Here is a 14,926-nt window from a genome sequence, read left to right as displayed (position 1 = left end):
CGTCGATGGCATGAAGACGAAAGCCTCTGTGGACGAAGCCCTCGCCCGCCTCAGCCGCGCCATCGACCGCCCCTGGGACAACGGCTCCCTACCGTCCTATGCGGACCAACACCACCCCATGACCCGCTTCTTCAACCGCTGGACCAAACCCTCAGGCGCCTTCACCGGCACCCTCCCCGCGTACCCAACCGAAGACCCCGACCACCCACCCCACACCCACCAACCCCTCCGCACCACCCTGAACTCACTCCGACGCACCCCCGACAACCTGTCGACTGACGAATCTTCGACACTTCGCGCGGCTTCGGGCTCCTTCAGCCGTGCCTCCGACAACCTGTCGGCTGACGAGCGTTCGGCGCTTGGCGCGGCTTCGGGTTCCTCCCGCCGTGCCTCCGACAACCTGTCGGCTGACGAGCGTTCGGCGCTTGGCGCGGCTTCGGGTTCCTCCCGCCGTGCCTCCGACAACCTGTCGGCTGACGCGCCTTCGGCACTTCGCGCGGCTCAGGGTCCCTTCCGCCGTGCCTCCGACTACCTGTCATCTGACCGGCCCTCGGCACCGAATGAAGTCTTGGCCGCGTCGGCCAGCCTGTCTTCCCACGCAGGTCAGCCAGACCTCCCCGAGTCCACCCCATCCCCAAGCCGCCGGACTCCCGCGGGTCCCGGCTCGGCCATGCCCCCGTACGCCGAGCCGGACCTTCCCGCACCCCACACACCCACCAGGACCGACCACTACCAGCCGATCGACCCCGCCCTCACCGAACCGGACCTCGATCCCGACGACCTCGACCCTGATTCCGTCCTCGACCCCGAACCACCCCAGCGTCGTCGCCGTCGCCTGTCCCGTGCCGCCGCCGTCATCGCCGTGGCGGTAGGCGCCCTCCTCGCGGGACTGATCGCACTGCCCAGCACCCCGGAAGCACCAGCGGCGGCACCCCCGACCGCCGCCCTGCCCGTAGACCAACCCAAAACGGCCGTCACCGTCGACATCCAAGGCAAGGTCAAGTCCCCCGGCGTCCGTGAACTCCCCACCGGCTCCCGGGTCATCGACGCCATCACGGCCAGCGGCGGCCCCCTCCCCGGAACCGACACCAGCACCCTCAACCTCGCCCGCCGCCTCATCGACGGCGAGCAGATCCACGTCGGCGTCACCCCACCCGCCGTCGCCGACCCGGCCAAACCACCGCTCACCAACCTCAACACAGCCCAGGTCTACCAACTGGACGCCCTGCCCGGCGTGGGAATCGTCACCGCCCAACGCATAGTCGAGTACCGCAACGCCCACGGCGGCTTCACCGAGATCAGCCAACTCCGCCAGATCGAAGGAATCGGCCCAGCCCGCTACGACAAACTCAAAGACCTGGTCACCGTCAGCTGACCACTACCCGCGCCACGCCACCTCGCCGACGGGTCACCGCTTCGAGCGGCCCGGTATCTGCTGCGCAACCAGCCCGTGAGCGGTGCGCGGCCATCCATCGGCCCGTCGCAACTCCTGAGCCACCCCGGTCCCCAGCACCGCATCATTCGCCCTCTTCGTCCACGTCCAGATTGGTCACTCATGTCCCGAGCAGCCCTCCGTCCGGACCCATGCGTTCACCAGGCAACCACGCGAGACCGTCCCGCCTCGCCTGGTCACCGCTCGCCCGGGCGCGCCTCCGCACTCTCGACCCACCGGCACTCTGGCCCCTGCAGTGCAGCGCAAGCGTGCATCCCTTGCACGCTCACCACTCCAACCTGCACCCATCCCTGCTGCGCGCTCCACGCCGCCCCGTGGTTCCTGCCCGCTGCGCCGCAACCGCCTGCCGATGCCAGCCCCAACCCGGCTGGGGACCCCAACCCACCAGGAGTCCCTGACCTCGCAGCCAACCCAACGGCCGCCACCCCGCCGGGCACCCTCCATCCCGTAGCCGACCCGGCGGCCGCCAACGTGCTAGGCACCCCCGATCCGGCAGTCGACCCAGCGGCCGCCAACCTGCTAGGAGCCCATGATTCCGCATCCGACCCGGCGGGCGTCAACCTGTCAGGAGTCTTTGATTCCTCATCCGAACCAGCGGTCGCCAACCCGCTAGGCACCCCCGATCCCGCAGCCGACCAAGCGGCCGCCGACCCCGCAACCGACTCGGCGGCCGCCAACCCGGTAGCTGGTCATGGCACGACACCCCGCACCGCCCGGCCGAAGCTTCGGTTGGTTCCGCCGCTTCCAGCGGACCGGCGCCCGGCCGCGTCCATCTCCTCCCCGCCGAGCTCCTCCCCATCGATCTCCTGGTGTCCGCTTCTCTCCCCGCCCTGCACCGGCGTCCCCTGTCGGTTCGTCAGTCCGTTTGCCCCGCCTGGGGTTTGTTGTCGCTCGGCTCTCGGGCAGCGCCAGGGCGCTGCTCGGGTCAAGGAGGAATCAGCATGGTCCCGGCCAGCCACGACTGGCGGCTCGTCCCTGCCGCCGGGGTCGTTTGGGGGGCGGCGTTTCTCGGGCTCCTCGTCCACTGGGCGGCCGCGGCGGCGGTCGGGGTGGTGGCTGTGGGGGTGGCGGCGACGGTCATCGCGCGGGCGCGGGGCGGGGTCTATGCGGCGTGGCCGTTGTTGGCGGCCGGGGTGCTTGCCGTCGTTCCCGTCGCCGAGCGCGTCCGGGGCGCGGGTGGGGACCCGCTTCGAGCCATGGCGGCCGCCGAGGTCGACGTCGTCATCCGGATCGAGGTGGCCGAGCGGCCTCGGCCCATCCGGTCCGCTGGATACGCCGGTACGCCAGCGGGGGTCCGCAGCGTGGTCATCGCCGCGCGTGCCGTCCCCACTCCCGCCGTACCCAGTGGCGGGGTGGTCGTCGTCTTCGCCCCGGCTGAGCGGTGGGGGCGGCTCCTCCCGGGGCAGCAGGCGACCGCGCAGGCGCGGTTGGCTCCGGCTCCGTCCGGCGATCTGACGGTGGCCACGGTGAACGTGCGCGGTCCTCCCTCCGATGTGGACGAACCCGACGCCGCGCAGCGGATCGCGGGTGAGCTTCGGGCCGGGTTGCGGGAGACGGCGGCGGCGGTGCTCGGGCCGGAGGCGGCGGGGTTGCTGCCCGCCCTGGTCGTCGGCGACACCGACGGGCTCCCGCCGGGCGTCCGCGCGGACTTCGACACCGCGGGCATGACGCATCTGCTTGCCGTCAGCGGGGCGAATCTCGCGATCGTCGGCTTCTTCGCCCTGTTCCTGCTCCGCCTCCTGCGGGCGGGACCGTGGACGGCGTCGGGTGGCGCCGCGGCGGCGATGGTCGGGTTCGTCGTGTTGGCCGGGCCGGAGCCGAGCGTGCTGCGGGCCGCCGTCATGGGGGTCATCGGGCTGCTGGCGCTGGCGCTCGGCAGGGAGAAGTCGACGCTGCCCGCGCTCGCGGTGGCGGTGGTGGGCCTCGTCGCGGTCGACCCCGCGATGGCGGTGTCCTTCGGGTTCGTCCTGTCCGTGCTCGCCACCACCGGCTTGGTGCTGATCGCGCCACGGTGGGCGGTGGCGTTGCAGCGGAGGCGGGTGCCGCCGGGCATCGCCGAGGCGCTGGCCGTCCCGGCGGCCGCGCACCTGGTCACCGCGCCGGTGGTGGCGGGGATGAGCGGTCAGGTGAGCCTGGTCGCGGTGGTGGCCAATCTGGTGGCCGCGCCGGTTGTCGCGCCCGCGACGGTATTGGGCGTGGTCGCCGCGCTCGTGGTGCCGGTGTGGTCGGGTGCGGCCGAGGTCCTGGTCGCGGCCGCGGGGCCGGAGACGGAGTGGCTGATCGCCGTCGCCGACCACGCCGCGGCGGTGCCGGGTGCGGCCGTGCCGTGGCCGGACGGCTGGTGGGGCGGGTTGGCGGCGGCCGTGGCCGCCTGCGTGCTCGTCTTGGCGGTCCGCCTGCCCAGGACGCGGGCGCTGGTGGCGTTGGGGCTCGTCGGCGCGCTGCTGGTGGTCATCCCGGTGCGGGTGGTGCTGCCGGGATGGCCGCCGGATGGGTGGGCCGCCGTGTTCTGCGACGTCGGGCAGGGCGACGGCGCGGTGCTCGCCACGGCCGAGCCGGGGACGGTCGTGGTGGTCGACACCGGGCCCGAGCCCGGACCGCTCGTCGAGTGCCTCGACCGGCTCGACGTCACGCGGGTGGCCGCGGTCGTGCTCAGCCACCTGCACGCCGACCACATCGGCGGCCTGCCCGCCGTGCTGGCCCGGTGGCCGCCGGGCGCGGTCGTGGTCGGGCCCGGCAGACAGCCCGGCTGGGCGTGGGACCGCGTGCGCGACACCGCCGAGGGCACGCCCGTGGTGGAGCTGACCGCCGGGCGCAGGCTCGCCTGGCCCGGACTGACCATCGACGTACTACACCCGAAAGGAGGGGATGCCGAAACGGAGGACGCCGACGGCAGCGCGATCAACAACGCCTCGCTCGTTCTGCTCGCCCGCACGGGCGCTGGCCGGGTCCTGCTGACCGGCGACATCGAGCTCACCGCCCAGGCCGACCTGGTGGCCTCCGGGGCCGACCTGGCCGCCGAGGTGGTGAAGGTGCCGCACCACGGCAGCCGGTTCAGCGACCCGGCGTTCATGGCCGCCGTCCGGCCGAGGCTGGCGGTGGTCAGCGTCGGGGCGCGCAACCGCTACGGCCACCCGAACCCGGGCACGCTCGCCGCGCTCGCCCGGATCGGCGCGCGCACCGCGCGCACCGACGCCGGGGGAGACGTCGCCGTGCTGCCCGGACCCGTCGTGGTGTCCCGGGGACCGCCCTGAGGCTGGTGCCCAGGGTGTCGCCGTGGGCTGGTGCCCGGGGGCGGCCCTGAGGCTGGTGCCCAGGGTGCTGGCCGGTGGGCTGGTGCCAGGAGCCGCCCTGAGAGGCGGTGCCCGGGGTGCTGGCCGGTGGGCTGGTGCCAGGAGCCGCCCTGGGAGGCGGTGTTCAGGGGGCCGCCCCGAGGGCGGTGTCCAGAGGGCTGGTGCTCAGAGGCCGCTCTGAGAGGTGGTGTCCAGGGCCGCCCTCAGAGCGGTGCCCAGAGGGCAGCCCTGAGAGGCGGTGTCCGGAGAGCCGCCCTGAGCCGGGGCCCAGGGGGCCGTCTTGGGAGTCCGATGTGGACTCAGCTGTCCAGGGCGGCGCGGACGGCTGCGGTGTTCGGGGGGACGACGGCCTTGGGGCCGATGTGGTTCTCGACCGCGTCGAGGGTCTTGAGGCCGTCCCCGGTGATGAGCAGCACCGTGTCCGCGTCCGGGTCGAGCTGGCCGGTCTCGATGAGCTTCTTCGCCGTGGCGACGGTGACGCCGCCCGCGGTCTCGGCGAAGATGCCCTCGGTCCGGGCCAGCAGGCGGATGCCCTCGACGACCTCCTCGTCCGTGACGTCCTCCACCGCGCCACCCGTGCGGCGGACGGTGTCGAGGACGTAGGGGCCGTCGGCGGGGGCGCCGATGGCCAGCGAGCGGGCGATGGTGTTGGGCTTCACCGGGACGACCACGTCCTGGTCGGCCTTGTACGCCGCCGACACCGGCGAGCAGCCCGTGGCCTGCGCGCCGAAGACGCGGTACGGGGTGTCCTCGACCAGGCCGAGGATGGCCAGCTCGCGGAAGGCCTTGTCCACCTTGGTGAGCTGGGAGCCGGAGGCGACCGGGATGACCACCTGGCCGGGCAGGCGCCAGCCGAGCTGCTCGGCGACCTCGTAGCCGAGGGTCTTCGAGCCCTCCGCGTAGTACGGGCGCACATTGACGTTGACGAACGCCCAGTCCTCGTTCTCCGCGGCGAGCTCGGTGGCCAGGCGGTTGACGTCGTCGTAGTTGCCGTCGACGGCGATCAGCGAGCCGTCGTACACCGCGGAGGTGAGGATCTTGGCGCGTTCGAGAGAGGAGGGGATCAGCACAACCGAATCCCAGCCAGCGCGGGCGGCCGCGGCGGCCACGGCGTTGGCCAGGTTGCCCGTGGACGGGCAGGCGAGCACCTTGAAGCCGAGCTTGCGGGCCGCGGCGAGGGCGACGGCGACGACCCGGTCCTTGAACGAGTGGGTCGGGTTGCCGGTGTCGTCCTTGACCCACAGCGACTTGACGCCCAGGGCGGCGGCGAGGCGGTCGGCCTTCACCAGCCGGGTGAAGCCGGGGTCGGTGTTGGGGTGGGACTCCACGTCCGGCGGGACGGGCAGCAGGCGGCGGTAGCGCCAGATCGACTTGGGGCCCGACTCGATGTCGGCCCGGGTGACCGAGCCGAAGTCGTAGGCCACCTCGAGGGGGCCGAAACACTCAGCACAGGCGAATTCCGGGGCGAGGGGGATCTGGTGACCGCACTCGCGGCACGAGAGGGCGCGCGCGGGACCGAGGTCGAGGGCGGGCGTGGTGTCCACAGCAGTCATCGCGAGGTATCTCCTCATCTCTCCCGCGTCCGCGGGTCGGAATTGGCACCGTGGTCGTGGCCGCCCTCGCACATGGAGGTGACACTCACGCCGGTTGCCGGGGCTTCTTCGGGCCGTTCCCTCTGCCCCTCTGGATGAGCGGTATTCAGTTGTGCGGGCCCGGTTCGGGCCTCGCCCGACACGCTACGACAACCCGGGGCCGGGTGACCAACAGGATGTCCATCATGCGAGAGCCCTTGCGCTACCCGCCGGTGTCGGCGTGGCATGGCAGGATGCCGGTGTGAAGTCCCCCGCGGCCGCCCCCGCCCCCTTGCAGCTCGTGCTGGGCGAGGAGGAACTGCTGGTCGAGCGCGCCGTCCGCGCCGCGCTCGACGCCGCCCGGCTGGCCGACCCGGCCGCCGACCTGACCCGGGTGCGGGTGGCCGACCTCACACCCCCCGAGCTGGCCGAACTCGTCTCGCCGTCGCTGTTCGCCGAGGGGCGCGTCGTGGTGCTCGACGCCGCGCAGGAGATCACCCAGGACATCGCCGCCGCCGTCGCGAGCTACGCCAAGGCACCCGCGGAGGGCATCGTCCTCGTCGTCGCCCACAACGGCGGCGGCCGCAAGGCGGGCAAGGACCTCGTCGCCGCACTGCGCAAGCTCGGAGCGGTCGTCACCGAGTGCGCGAAGATCACCAAGCCAGCCGAGCGCGAGGCCTTCGTCCGCGAGGAGGTCCGCGGAGCGGGCGGGCGCGTCGACGGCGCGGCCGTCGCCGCCCTGATCGACTCGGTCGGGTCAGACCTGCGCGAGCTGGCCGCCGCGGCGGCCCAGCTGGTCGCCGACACCGGCGGGACGGTCACCGAGGAGGCCGTGCGCCGCTACCACCGCGGCCGCGCCGACGTCACCGGCTTCGCCGTCGCGGAGAAGGCCGTCACCGGCGACGTCGGGGGCGCGCTGGAGGCGCTGCGCTGGGCCCTGCAGCTGGGCGTCGCCCACGTCCTGGTCGCCGACGCGCTGGCCGACGCCGTCCGCACGATCGCCCGGGTCGCAGGCGCCGGGCGCGCCGACCCGTTCCGGCTGGCCCAGCAGCTCGGCATGCCGCCGTGGAAGGTCAAGAAGGCCGTCGCCCAGTCGCGCGGCTGGCGCGCCGAGGGCCTGGTGACGGCCATGCAGATCGCCGCGGAGGTCAACGCCGACGTCAAGGGCGCGGCCGTGGACGCCGACTACGCGCTGGAGCGCGCCGTCCTCCGGCTGGCCCGCGCCCGCGGCCTGTGAGGCTTGTGCGGTCGTTCGCATCGGCGGCGGCCGCGGGATGAAGACGGTGACAAGTTCGCCCGGATGCCTTGTGCCGCAGTCAGGACGTGGGCTCGGATAGGCGTGATCACGTCGTCTCCGATGGGGGATCGCGCCGATGAATCGCCGTGGAACAGCCACGCTTCTCGCCTTGCTCATGGTGTTCGCCGCCATCGGTCCAGCGGCCGCGGAACCCGTCTCGCTCACCCAGAACCACCGCTGCGCCTTCCCGCTGATCGGCGAGCGGACCGTGCCGGTGATCGTCAGCGGCGACATCCCGGCGTACGCGGCGATCGGCGACACCGTGGAGACGTATGTGGGCGTCGGCGTCCGGTTCACAGAGGAGGACCTGGGATTCCACCGCCCCGACACGATCGGCGGCACCGCCCGGCTCGAGGTGACGATCGACAAGCCGGACGGGGACCACGTGGTCACCCTCCCGGTCGACCTCGCCGACCGGGACGTGCCCCAGAGCGGCGGGTTCACGATCCACGACTCCGTGCGCCTGCCCGCCGTCACCGTCACCGCGCCCGGCGAGATCCGGTTCCACGTGCGCTCGGCCGACCTCGTCCTGCGGGTCCGCAAGGGCGGCGAGGGGTACGACTCCGCCTGCACGGCCGAGCCCGCCGACACGCTGCTCGGCACGGTTCGCGCGCCGACGCCCGCTGCCCCGGTCACGCGGACGCTCGACCACGACTGCGCGCTGCCGCTGATCGGCAACCAGCGGCTCGCGATCACGGTCGCGGTGGAGATCCCCGACACCGCCCCGCGCGGCGAGCCGATCGGCCCGCTGCCGTTCACCGTGCGGGTCGAGTTCACCGAGCAGGCGACCCAGGCGTTCCGGCTGATCGGCGCGGGCTGGTTCCGCGGCACGGCGGACATGGCCGTGGACATCCAGACCCCGGCAGGAGTGCGGCGGACGACCGCCGCCATCCGGTTCGTGGAGACGGCCATCCCGGAGAGCGGCCGGTTCACCGTCGAGGGCACGGGCTGGCACCCGCCGGTGACCTTCACCGACGCGGGCGTCAACCGGTTCGTCCTCGCCGACTCGACCATCCACATGCGACTGCGCAGCGTGAACCCGAGCCCGGACCCGCCGGAGACCGTGCCCGTCACGTGCCGGATCGTCCCCGGTCAGGACCCGCTCCTGGCCGAGGTGGTCACCCCGGGCGAGGTCGGGCCGCCCGTCGACCTGACCGTCGTGGCCACGACCCACGACAGCGTGCACCTCGCGTGGAAGCCGCCAGCCGGGCCGGAAGTCGCGGGCTACCGCGTGTCCACGGGCGATCAGGTGTCCGATGTGGAGGATACCGAGGCTATCGTCCGCGGCCTGGCGCCGGACACCGACCACACCATCCGGGTCGTCTCCCTCGACGCCGCGGGCAACGCGTCCGAGCCCGCCCAGATCACCGCCCGGACAAGGAAAGCCGAGATCGCCTACACCCTCAGCGGCGAGACGACCATCAAGGCGTCGCGCGCCACCGTCCCCCTGACCGGACGCGTCGACGCCACCCTGGGCGCCGCCGACACCTACACCGCGGACGTCACCCTCGACCCGACCACCGCGAGGCTCACCGTCCTGGGCGTCCTCCCGGTCGAGGCGAACGTCGTCTTCATGCCCGCCACCAGCGCAGGCGGTCTCGCCGACGGAACGCTCACAACCCGGACGTCGGTCGGGGTGACCGTGCCCGGGCTGACCGTCCTCGGCTTCCCGATCGCCCTGCACCCGGCCTGCGGCACGATCGTCGACCTGGCGGTGAGCGCCCCGTTCGACCCGGCCGCGGGCGGTGTCCTGACCGGCGGCTACACCCTGCCGCCGCTCACCGGCTGCGGCAGGCTCACCGACCTCGTCAACCACTTCGCGGCCGGCCCCGGCAACACCGTCAGCGTCACCCTCTCGCCCGCGGCGTCGTGATCAGCGCGGCCAGGGCGTACCCCAGGCTCACCGGCACCACCGCGGAGGCCAGGGAACCCCAGTCGTCCAGCACCTCGCCGCCCAGCCAGAGCAGCAGGAACGCGAAGACCGGCCCGAGCGCGGCCACCGGCGCCGCGGGCAGCACGCCGACCAGCCGCAGCCCCCACGCCGCCAGCCCGATCCCGCTGACCAGCACGATCGTGACGCCCAGCAGGAAGCCGACGAACGCCGCCCCGATCGCGCAGCCCCACCCCGGCGCGTCCGCGCAGCTGACGTCGTCCGCGCCGACAAGCGTGAACACCGCTGACGGCCAGGCCGACAGCACGGCCCACCAGGCCAGGACCACCGCGCCGCCCACCCCGGCCGCCGCGAGCGCCCGACCGGCCGGTCCCCCGAGCATCCCCATGGGACCGGATCCTCGCAGGCGCGGCGGCGGGCCGGGTCAGCGCGGTTCCTCCCGGCTGGCCATGATCTCGTCGCGGCGGGTCAGCCGGTGCTTGCGCCGGATCTCGGCCTCCCGCAGCCGCCGGTGGTCCTCCTCGGTCTCCGGCAGCAGCGGTGGCACCGCTCGGGGCTGGCCGTCGGCGTCGACGGCGACGAACACCAGGTAGGCCGTCGCCACCCGGACCGGCGGCACGCCCGCCCGGTCCCACGGCTCGGCCAGCACCCGCACGCCCACCTCCATCGACGAGCGGCCCGCCCAGTTGACCTGCGCGTGGGCGTGCACGAGATCGCCGACCCGGACGGGGTGCAGGAACGTCATGCCGTCCATCGCCGCGGTCACGGCGGGACCGCCGGAGTGGCGCTGCGCCACCGCGCCCGCGACGTCATCGACCAGCTTCATGACCACGCCACCGTGGACGGTGCCGAGCAGGTTGGTGTCCACCGCGGTCATGATGTGCGACAGCGATGTTCGCGCCGCCGACGGGGGTTTGGGCTCCATGCCCGCGAGTCTGCCCCATCAGCGCCGGGCCAACCCGATCCAGTAGCGCCGCATCTCGTCGGGCGAGCCCTCCAGGACGCCGCCGTGGTGCTCGATGGTCCGCGCGGAGGCGAGGTTGTCGACCTCGCAGACGAGCAGCACCCGATCGAGTCCCAGAGCCCGCGCCCGGTCGAGCATCCGGCCCAGCGCCCAGGTGGCCAGCCCCCGGCCCCGCGCGGACGGTCGGACGCCGTAGCCGATGTGGCCCGCGCGCCGGACGAACTCGTCGAACTCGTGCCGCAGCGCGATGCCGCCGAGCACCCGGTCGCCGTCGACGATCCAGCGATAAGTGCACCTGGGCTGGGCGAGCCGCGCCACCCAGGCGGCGAAGCCCGAGGGGGAGTGGGGATCGTCGGAGGGCAGCAGCCCGAAGCCGTCCTCGTGGACGCCCGGACCCCACTCGGCGTGCGCGTCGAGCCAGGCGGCGCGCAGCCGCGCGGTGGGCGCGATGAGGTCGGGCACGGGATCCCCCAGGGGATACACGACGGCGCCGCACCCGGGATGCGGGTGCGGCGCCGAGGAGGGAGTGTCAGCCCAGCTTGTTGAAGCGCAGCGCCATCGCCGACTTCTTGTTCGCGGCCTGGTTGGCGTGGATGACGCCCTTGCTGGCGGCCTTGTCCAGGGCCCGGCCAGCCTCGCGCAGCAGGGTCTCGGCCTGGGCCTTCTCGCCCGCCTCCGCGGCCTCGCGGAACTTGCGCACCGCGGTCTTGACCGAGGACTTCACGGCCTTGTTGCGCTGACGGCGCTTCTCGTTGGTCTTGATGCGCTTCATCTGGGACTTGATGTTGGCCATGGCTCAGCCCTTCCTACGCGGTGTGGTGTGTCGCGACGCACTTCGGTCGGCTCCGGGCGGACCCGGTTCTCCTCCACAGCGGAGTGCCGTACGGCGCGACGAGCCAGGTTAACAGGCTCACCCCTCGTCGGAGGACTTGGGTGGCCTGCCCCGCCGGGCGGGCCCGCCCGCGTCCGAGGGCAGCCGCCCGGCCTCGGCCAGCGCCCGGCGCAGCAGGAACTCGATCTGGGCGTTGACGCTGCGCAGCTCGTCCCCGGCCCACCTGGCCACCGCGTCGTGGATGGCGGGGTCCAGGCGGAGGAGGATCTTCTTGCGCTCGGCCATCAGGTGTAGAGCGACCCCGTGTTCACCACAGGCTGGGCGTCGTGGTCGCTGCACAGCACCACCAGCAGGTTGGACACCATCGCCGCCTTGCGCTCCTCGTCCAGCTCGACGACGTCGTGCGCGGCCAGCTCGTCCAGGGCCAGCTGCACCATCCCGACCGCGCCCTCCACGATCCGCGCCCTGGCCGCGACCACCGCGCCCGCCTGCTGGCGGCGCAGCATCGCCATGGCGATCTCCGGGGCGTAGGCCAGGTGCGTGATCCGCGACTCGATGATGCGCACGCCCGCTGCCTCGACCCGGGCGGCGACCTCGGCCGACAGCTTCTGGGTGATCTCGTCGGCGTTCTCCCGCAGGGAGAGCCGGTTGATGTCGCTGTGCTCGTCGTACGGGTACGAGGTGGCGATGTGCCGCACCGCGGTCTCGGTCTGGATGCCGACGAACTCGATGAAGTCGTCCACCTCGAACACCGCCCGCGCGGTGTCCTCGACCTGCCACACCACGACCGCGGCGATCTCGATCGGGTTGCCCTCGGCGTCGTTGACCTTCATGACCGCGGTCTCGTGGTTGCGGATGCGCGTGGAGACCCGCTTGCGCGTGGTGAACGGGTTCACCCAGCGCAGGCCGTCGAGCCGCAGCGTGCCGGTGTAGCGGCCGAGGAACTGCAGCACGCGGGCCTCGTTCGGGTTGACCATGGTGAGCCCGCCGAACGCCACCGCGGCCGCGATGACCGCCAGCGCGCCGAGCGCGACCGTCGCGGTCGCCATCCCGGTGCCCATCCCGATGCCGCCCGCGAACCCGGCGATGCCCGTGCCGACGAGCGCGAGCCCGCCCAGGCAGAGCACGACGCCGACGCCCGCCATGGGCAGACCGGCCGTGGTCATCGCGACCTTCTCGCGCACGTGCGGCGGCGGCAGGACCGGAACCGACTCGGTGATGGCCATGAGAGACCCCCTCTGCTAGCTGATGTCTAGCAAAGTGATATCACATTTTCTGGAGTCAGCGCCAGCCGTACCGCTCCCGCAGCGCGGCGGCGACCAGGTCGAAGCGGTCCCTGGCCAGCACGGCGCCCTCCCGCCTGATGTCGTCCTCGCCCAGCTCGAAGAGGCGGTCCAGCCGGACCCACGACACCCGCCCGTCCCGGTCCCACGCGCCCGAGCCCAGTTCCAGCCAGTCGTCGAGGTCGAAGCGGCGCGGCGCCTTGCTCGTGAGCTGCAGGGCGCGCAGGGTCCGCCCGGCCCGGCCGACGACCAGCAGCGGCCGGTCCTTGCCGCGCGCGGGGTCGTCCTCGTAGGGCACCCACGCCCAGACGACCTCGCCCGGGTCGGCGTCGCCGTCCAGCGCCGGGGCGTACTCCAGGGACTCGGGACGGTCGGCGGTCGGCACCTGCCAGACCGCGCCGCGCGCCGGGCGCGGGTCGTCGGAAGTCAGCATGGCGTCGGACAGTACTGCCGCGCGGACTCCGGTAGGACGATAGACATGGAGTTCCTGAGCAGCAGACTGATCATCCGCCCGGTCGACCGGCAGCGGTCGCTCGCCTTCTACCGGGACACCCTCGGCCTGGCCGTGTTCCGGGAGTTCCCCGGCGGCACGGTGTTCTTCACCGGCAACGGCCACCTGGAGGTCTCCGGCCGGGGCCACGGCCCGCCGAGCCCCGACCTGGCGATCTGGCTGCAGGTGCGCGACCTCGCCGCCGCGGTGGCCGAATTGCGCGAGAAGGGCGTGCCCATCGTCAGGGAGCCGAGGCTGGAGCCGTGGGGCCTGCGCGAGTCGTGGCTGGCCGACCCGGACGGCATCCGGATCGTGCTGGTCGAGGTGCCGCCCGAGCACCCGATGCGCCTGGACAGCCGCAAGCCCTGAACCGTCAGCGGTCCGTAATGACCGGACGGGCCGGAGCGGGACCATGATTGTCCGCATGTGGATGAAGCGCGCCCTGGGGGCCGCCGCGATCGTGCTCGTGACCACCGCATGCGGGCAGTCGCCGGACAACGCGGCCCAGCCCGGCCCGACCACCGGCACCACCACGACCACCGCCACGGCCGCGCCGAGCGGGACCACCGCCGCGAGCGATCCGGTCGTGCCCGAGAAGCTGCGGTTCAGCGCCAAGACCGTCGGCGGCGGCACGTTCGAGGGGGCGAGCCTGGCAGGCAAGCCCGCCGTCCTGTGGTTCTGGGCGCCCTGGTGCCCCAAGTGCCAGCGGGAGGCGCCCGGCATCGCGGCCGCGGCGGAGCGGTCCGAGGTGGCCTTCGTCGGCGTCGCGGCCAACGACACCGAGGACGAGATGCGCCGGTTCATCGACGAGCGCGGCGTCGGCGGCTTCCCGCACCTGGCCGACGAGCAGGCCGAGGTCTGGGCGCACTTCGGCGTCGCGGCCCAGCCCGCCTACGCCTTCATCAGCTCCGCAGGCGAGGTCGAGGTCGTCACCGCCCAGCTCACCGAGCAGGAGCTGATGGCGAAGGTCGCCGGGCTCACATGACCGAACTCGGCGTGGCCCTGCTCGCGGGCATGCTCGCCACGGTCAACCCGTGCGGGTTCGCCATGCTGCCGGGCTACCTCGCGCTGGTCGTCTCCGGACAGGACCGCGGTGTCCGGCTGGGCAGGGCGCTGGCCGCCGCTGGCACGATGACCGCCGGGTTCGTGCTGGTCTTCGGCGTGTTCGGGCTGCTCAGCGTGCCGCTGCTGTCGCTGCTGCAGCAGTGGCTGCCCGTGCTGACCGTGGTCATCGGCGCCGCCCTGGTCGTGCTCGGGGCGGTGCTGCTGACCGGCCGCGAGCCCACGCTGCTGCTGCCGAAGCTCAAGCGCGGCGCGCCCACGGCCCGGGTCGGCTCCATGCTCGGCTACGGCGTGGCCTACGCGGTCGCGTCGCTGTCCTGCACGATCGGGCCGTTCCTGGCGGTCGCGGGCGTGTCCCTGCGCCAGGGCGACGTGCTCGACGGGCTGGTCTCGTTCGTCACCTACGCGCTCGGGATGGGCCTGGTCGTGGCCGTGCTGGCCGTCGCGGCGGCGTTCTCGGTCAACACCGGGGTGCGGCGCGTGCTCCCGTACGTCAACCGGGTCGTGGGCGGCCTGCTGGTGCTCGCCGGCCTGTACGTGGCCTACTACGGCGTGCACGAACTGCGCGTGGCCCACGCCGACGCCGACCCGGACGACCCGATCATCGCCGCGGCCGGGAACGTGCAGGCCACGCTGGCCGAGTGGGTCGACGCGGCGGGGCCGTGGCCGTTCGCCGTCGCGCTCACCCTGGGTGTCGGTCTGATCGCCCTGCGGCGCGCCAAACGGCGGTCGGTGCCGGATAAGGGCTGACCGCACCGCGCATGGGACGATAGGGACGACCCATTGACCA

General features: G+C 73.2%; 15 protein-coding genes and 1 riboswitch. Of the genes, 7 read left to right on the top strand and 8 right to left on the bottom strand.

The window, feature by feature from the left end; all coding sequences use genetic code 11:
- Nucleotides 1–10 precede the first annotated feature (10 nt).
- Both IEY98_RS32770 and IEY98_RS20045 read left to right on the top strand, forming a co-directional pair.
- Nucleotides 11–1,375, top strand: a complete 1,365-nt coding sequence (locus IEY98_RS32770) for a ComEA family DNA-binding protein (RefSeq protein ID WP_229787094.1) — start codon at nucleotides 11–13, stop codon at nucleotides 1,373–1,375.
- A 1,019-nt stretch (nucleotides 1,376–2,394) separates the two neighbouring features.
- The gene (locus tag IEY98_RS20045; protein ID WP_189212104.1) at nucleotides 2,395–4,707 is read left to right on the top strand and encodes a ComEC/Rec2 family competence protein; all 2,313 of its coding nucleotides are present in this window, start codon (nucleotides 2,395–2,397) and stop codon (nucleotides 4,705–4,707) included.
- Nucleotides 4,708–5,045: 338 nt separating this feature from the next.
- Here the strand turns inward: IEY98_RS20045 and thrC are convergent, their stop codons facing one another.
- Nucleotides 5,046–6,299 (bottom strand): threonine synthase, encoded by a 1,254-nt coding sequence (gene thrC / locus IEY98_RS20040; RefSeq protein WP_189212103.1) that lies wholly within the window; start codon nucleotides 6,297–6,299, stop codon nucleotides 5,046–5,048.
- Between the two features lie 11 nt (nucleotides 6,300–6,310).
- A riboswitch (SAM riboswitch) is annotated at nucleotides 6,311–6,440 on the bottom strand.
- A 139-nt stretch (nucleotides 6,441–6,579) separates the two neighbouring features.
- Between thrC and holA the strand changes: the two genes are divergently transcribed.
- Nucleotides 6,580–7,554: a DNA polymerase III subunit delta gene (gene holA, locus IEY98_RS20035; RefSeq protein WP_189212102.1), complete on the top strand. Its 975-nt coding sequence runs from the start codon at nucleotides 6,580–6,582 to the stop codon at nucleotides 7,552–7,554.
- 175 nt (nucleotides 7,555–7,729) lie between these two features.
- Entirely contained in the window at nucleotides 7,730–9,487 is a 1,758-nt protein-coding gene (locus IEY98_RS20030) for a fibronectin type III domain-containing protein (protein ID WP_229787193.1), read from the top strand.
- Here IEY98_RS20030 and IEY98_RS20025 read toward each other — a convergent pair.
- The 7 genes from IEY98_RS20025 to IEY98_RS19995 all read right to left on the bottom strand — a co-directional run bounded on the left by IEY98_RS20025 (nucleotide 9,462) and on the right by IEY98_RS19995 (nucleotide 13,017).
- A complete protein-coding gene (locus tag IEY98_RS20025; RefSeq protein ID WP_189212100.1) occupies nucleotides 9,462–9,893 on the bottom strand; it encodes a hypothetical protein in 432 nt (143 codons plus the stop codon). The two genes, IEY98_RS20030 and IEY98_RS20025, sit on opposite strands and share 26 nt — an antisense overlap.
- A gap of 36 nt (nucleotides 9,894–9,929) precedes the next feature.
- A complete protein-coding gene (locus IEY98_RS20020; RefSeq protein WP_189212099.1) occupies nucleotides 9,930–10,430 on the bottom strand; it encodes an acyl-CoA thioesterase in 501 nt (166 codons plus the stop codon).
- An 18-nt stretch (nucleotides 10,431–10,448) separates the two neighbouring features.
- The gene (locus IEY98_RS20015; RefSeq protein ID WP_189212098.1) at nucleotides 10,449–10,931 is read right to left on the bottom strand and encodes a GNAT family N-acetyltransferase; all 483 of its coding nucleotides are present in this window, start codon (nucleotides 10,929–10,931) and stop codon (nucleotides 10,449–10,451) included.
- A gap of 67 nt (nucleotides 10,932–10,998) precedes the next feature.
- Entirely contained in the window at nucleotides 10,999–11,262 is a 264-nt protein-coding gene (gene rpsT / locus IEY98_RS20010) for a 30S ribosomal protein S20 (protein WP_189212097.1), read from the bottom strand.
- A gap of 117 nt (nucleotides 11,263–11,379) precedes the next feature.
- A complete protein-coding gene (locus IEY98_RS20005) occupies nucleotides 11,380–11,586 on the bottom strand; it encodes a type II toxin-antitoxin system antitoxin (protein WP_189212096.1) in 207 nt (68 codons plus the stop codon).
- Complete coding sequence (locus IEY98_RS20000) at nucleotides 11,586–12,527, bottom strand: SPFH domain-containing protein (protein WP_189212095.1); 942 nt, start codon at nucleotides 12,525–12,527, stop codon at nucleotides 11,586–11,588. Before IEY98_RS20000 ends, IEY98_RS20005 begins: the two co-directional genes overlap by 1 nt.
- Nucleotides 12,528–12,582: 55 nt before the next feature.
- On the bottom strand, nucleotides 12,583–13,017 hold the full coding sequence (locus IEY98_RS19995; protein WP_189212094.1) for a type II toxin-antitoxin system PemK/MazF family toxin: 435 nt from the start codon (nucleotides 13,015–13,017) through the stop codon (nucleotides 12,583–12,585).
- 45 nt (nucleotides 13,018–13,062) lie between these two features.
- On the opposite strand from IEY98_RS19995, the gene IEY98_RS19990 reads away from it, so the two are divergent.
- From IEY98_RS19990 to IEY98_RS19980, 3 genes are read left to right on the top strand one after another with little or no spacing between them, the layout of a single operon-like run.
- On the top strand, nucleotides 13,063–13,443 hold the full coding sequence (locus IEY98_RS19990; protein ID WP_189212093.1) for a VOC family protein: 381 nt from the start codon (nucleotides 13,063–13,065) through the stop codon (nucleotides 13,441–13,443).
- Between the two features lie 55 nt (nucleotides 13,444–13,498).
- Nucleotides 13,499–14,059: a redoxin domain-containing protein gene (locus IEY98_RS19985; protein ID WP_189212092.1), complete on the top strand. Its 561-nt coding sequence runs from the start codon at nucleotides 13,499–13,501 to the stop codon at nucleotides 14,057–14,059.
- On the top strand, nucleotides 14,056–14,886 hold the full coding sequence (locus tag IEY98_RS19980) for a cytochrome c biogenesis CcdA family protein (protein ID WP_189212091.1): 831 nt from the start codon (nucleotides 14,056–14,058) through the stop codon (nucleotides 14,884–14,886). The genes IEY98_RS19985 and IEY98_RS19980 overlap by 4 nt, the downstream gene beginning before the upstream one ends.
- Nucleotides 14,887–14,926 lie beyond the last annotated feature (40 nt).

This window comes from Actinokineospora fastidiosa, from assembly GCF_014648415.1.
Lineage (GTDB): Bacteria > Actinomycetota > Actinomycetes > Mycobacteriales > Pseudonocardiaceae > Actinokineospora > Actinokineospora fastidiosa.
This window is presented reverse-complemented; position numbering and strand designations above follow the sequence as displayed.

What these genes read in the sequence shown, in the direction of transcription:
- IEY98_RS19980 (WP_189212091.1), top strand. Translation starts at nt 14,056, where the DNA reads ATGACCGAACTCGGCGTGGCCCTGCTCGCGGGCATGCTCGCCACGGTC.
- IEY98_RS32770 (WP_229787094.1), top strand. Translation starts at nt 11, where the DNA reads ATGAAGACGAAAGCCTCTGTGGACGAAGCCCTCGCCCGCCTCAGCCGC.
- IEY98_RS19985 (WP_189212092.1), top strand. Translation starts at nt 13,499, where the DNA reads ATGTGGATGAAGCGCGCCCTGGGGGCCGCCGCGATCGTGCTCGTGACC.
- IEY98_RS20025 (WP_189212100.1), bottom strand. Translation starts at nt 9,893, where the DNA reads ATGGGGATGCTCGGGGGACCGGCCGGTCGGGCGCTCGCGGCGGCCGGG.
- rpsT (WP_189212097.1), bottom strand. Translation starts at nt 11,262, where the DNA reads ATGGCCAACATCAAGTCCCAGATGAAGCGCATCAAGACCAACGAGAAG.
- IEY98_RS20000 (WP_189212095.1), bottom strand. Translation starts at nt 12,527, where the DNA reads ATGGCCATCACCGAGTCGGTTCCGGTCCTGCCGCCGCCGCACGTGCGC.
- IEY98_RS20005 (WP_189212096.1), bottom strand. Translation starts at nt 11,586, where the DNA reads ATGGCCGAGCGCAAGAAGATCCTCCTCCGCCTGGACCCCGCCATCCAC.
- IEY98_RS20045 (WP_189212104.1), top strand. Translation starts at nt 2,395, where the DNA reads ATGGTCCCGGCCAGCCACGACTGGCGGCTCGTCCCTGCCGCCGGGGTC.
- IEY98_RS19995 (WP_189212094.1), bottom strand. Translation starts at nt 13,017, where the DNA reads ATGCTGACTTCCGACGACCCGCGCCCGGCGCGCGGCGCGGTCTGGCAG.
- IEY98_RS20020 (WP_189212099.1), bottom strand. Translation starts at nt 10,430, where the DNA reads ATGGAGCCCAAACCCCCGTCGGCGGCGCGAACATCGCTGTCGCACATC.
- thrC (WP_189212103.1), bottom strand. Translation starts at nt 6,299, where the DNA reads ATGACTGCTGTGGACACCACGCCCGCCCTCGACCTCGGTCCCGCGCGC.
- IEY98_RS19990 (WP_189212093.1), top strand. Translation starts at nt 13,063, where the DNA reads ATGGAGTTCCTGAGCAGCAGACTGATCATCCGCCCGGTCGACCGGCAG.
- IEY98_RS20030 (WP_229787193.1), top strand. Translation starts at nt 7,730, where the DNA reads ATGGTGTTCGCCGCCATCGGTCCAGCGGCCGCGGAACCCGTCTCGCTC.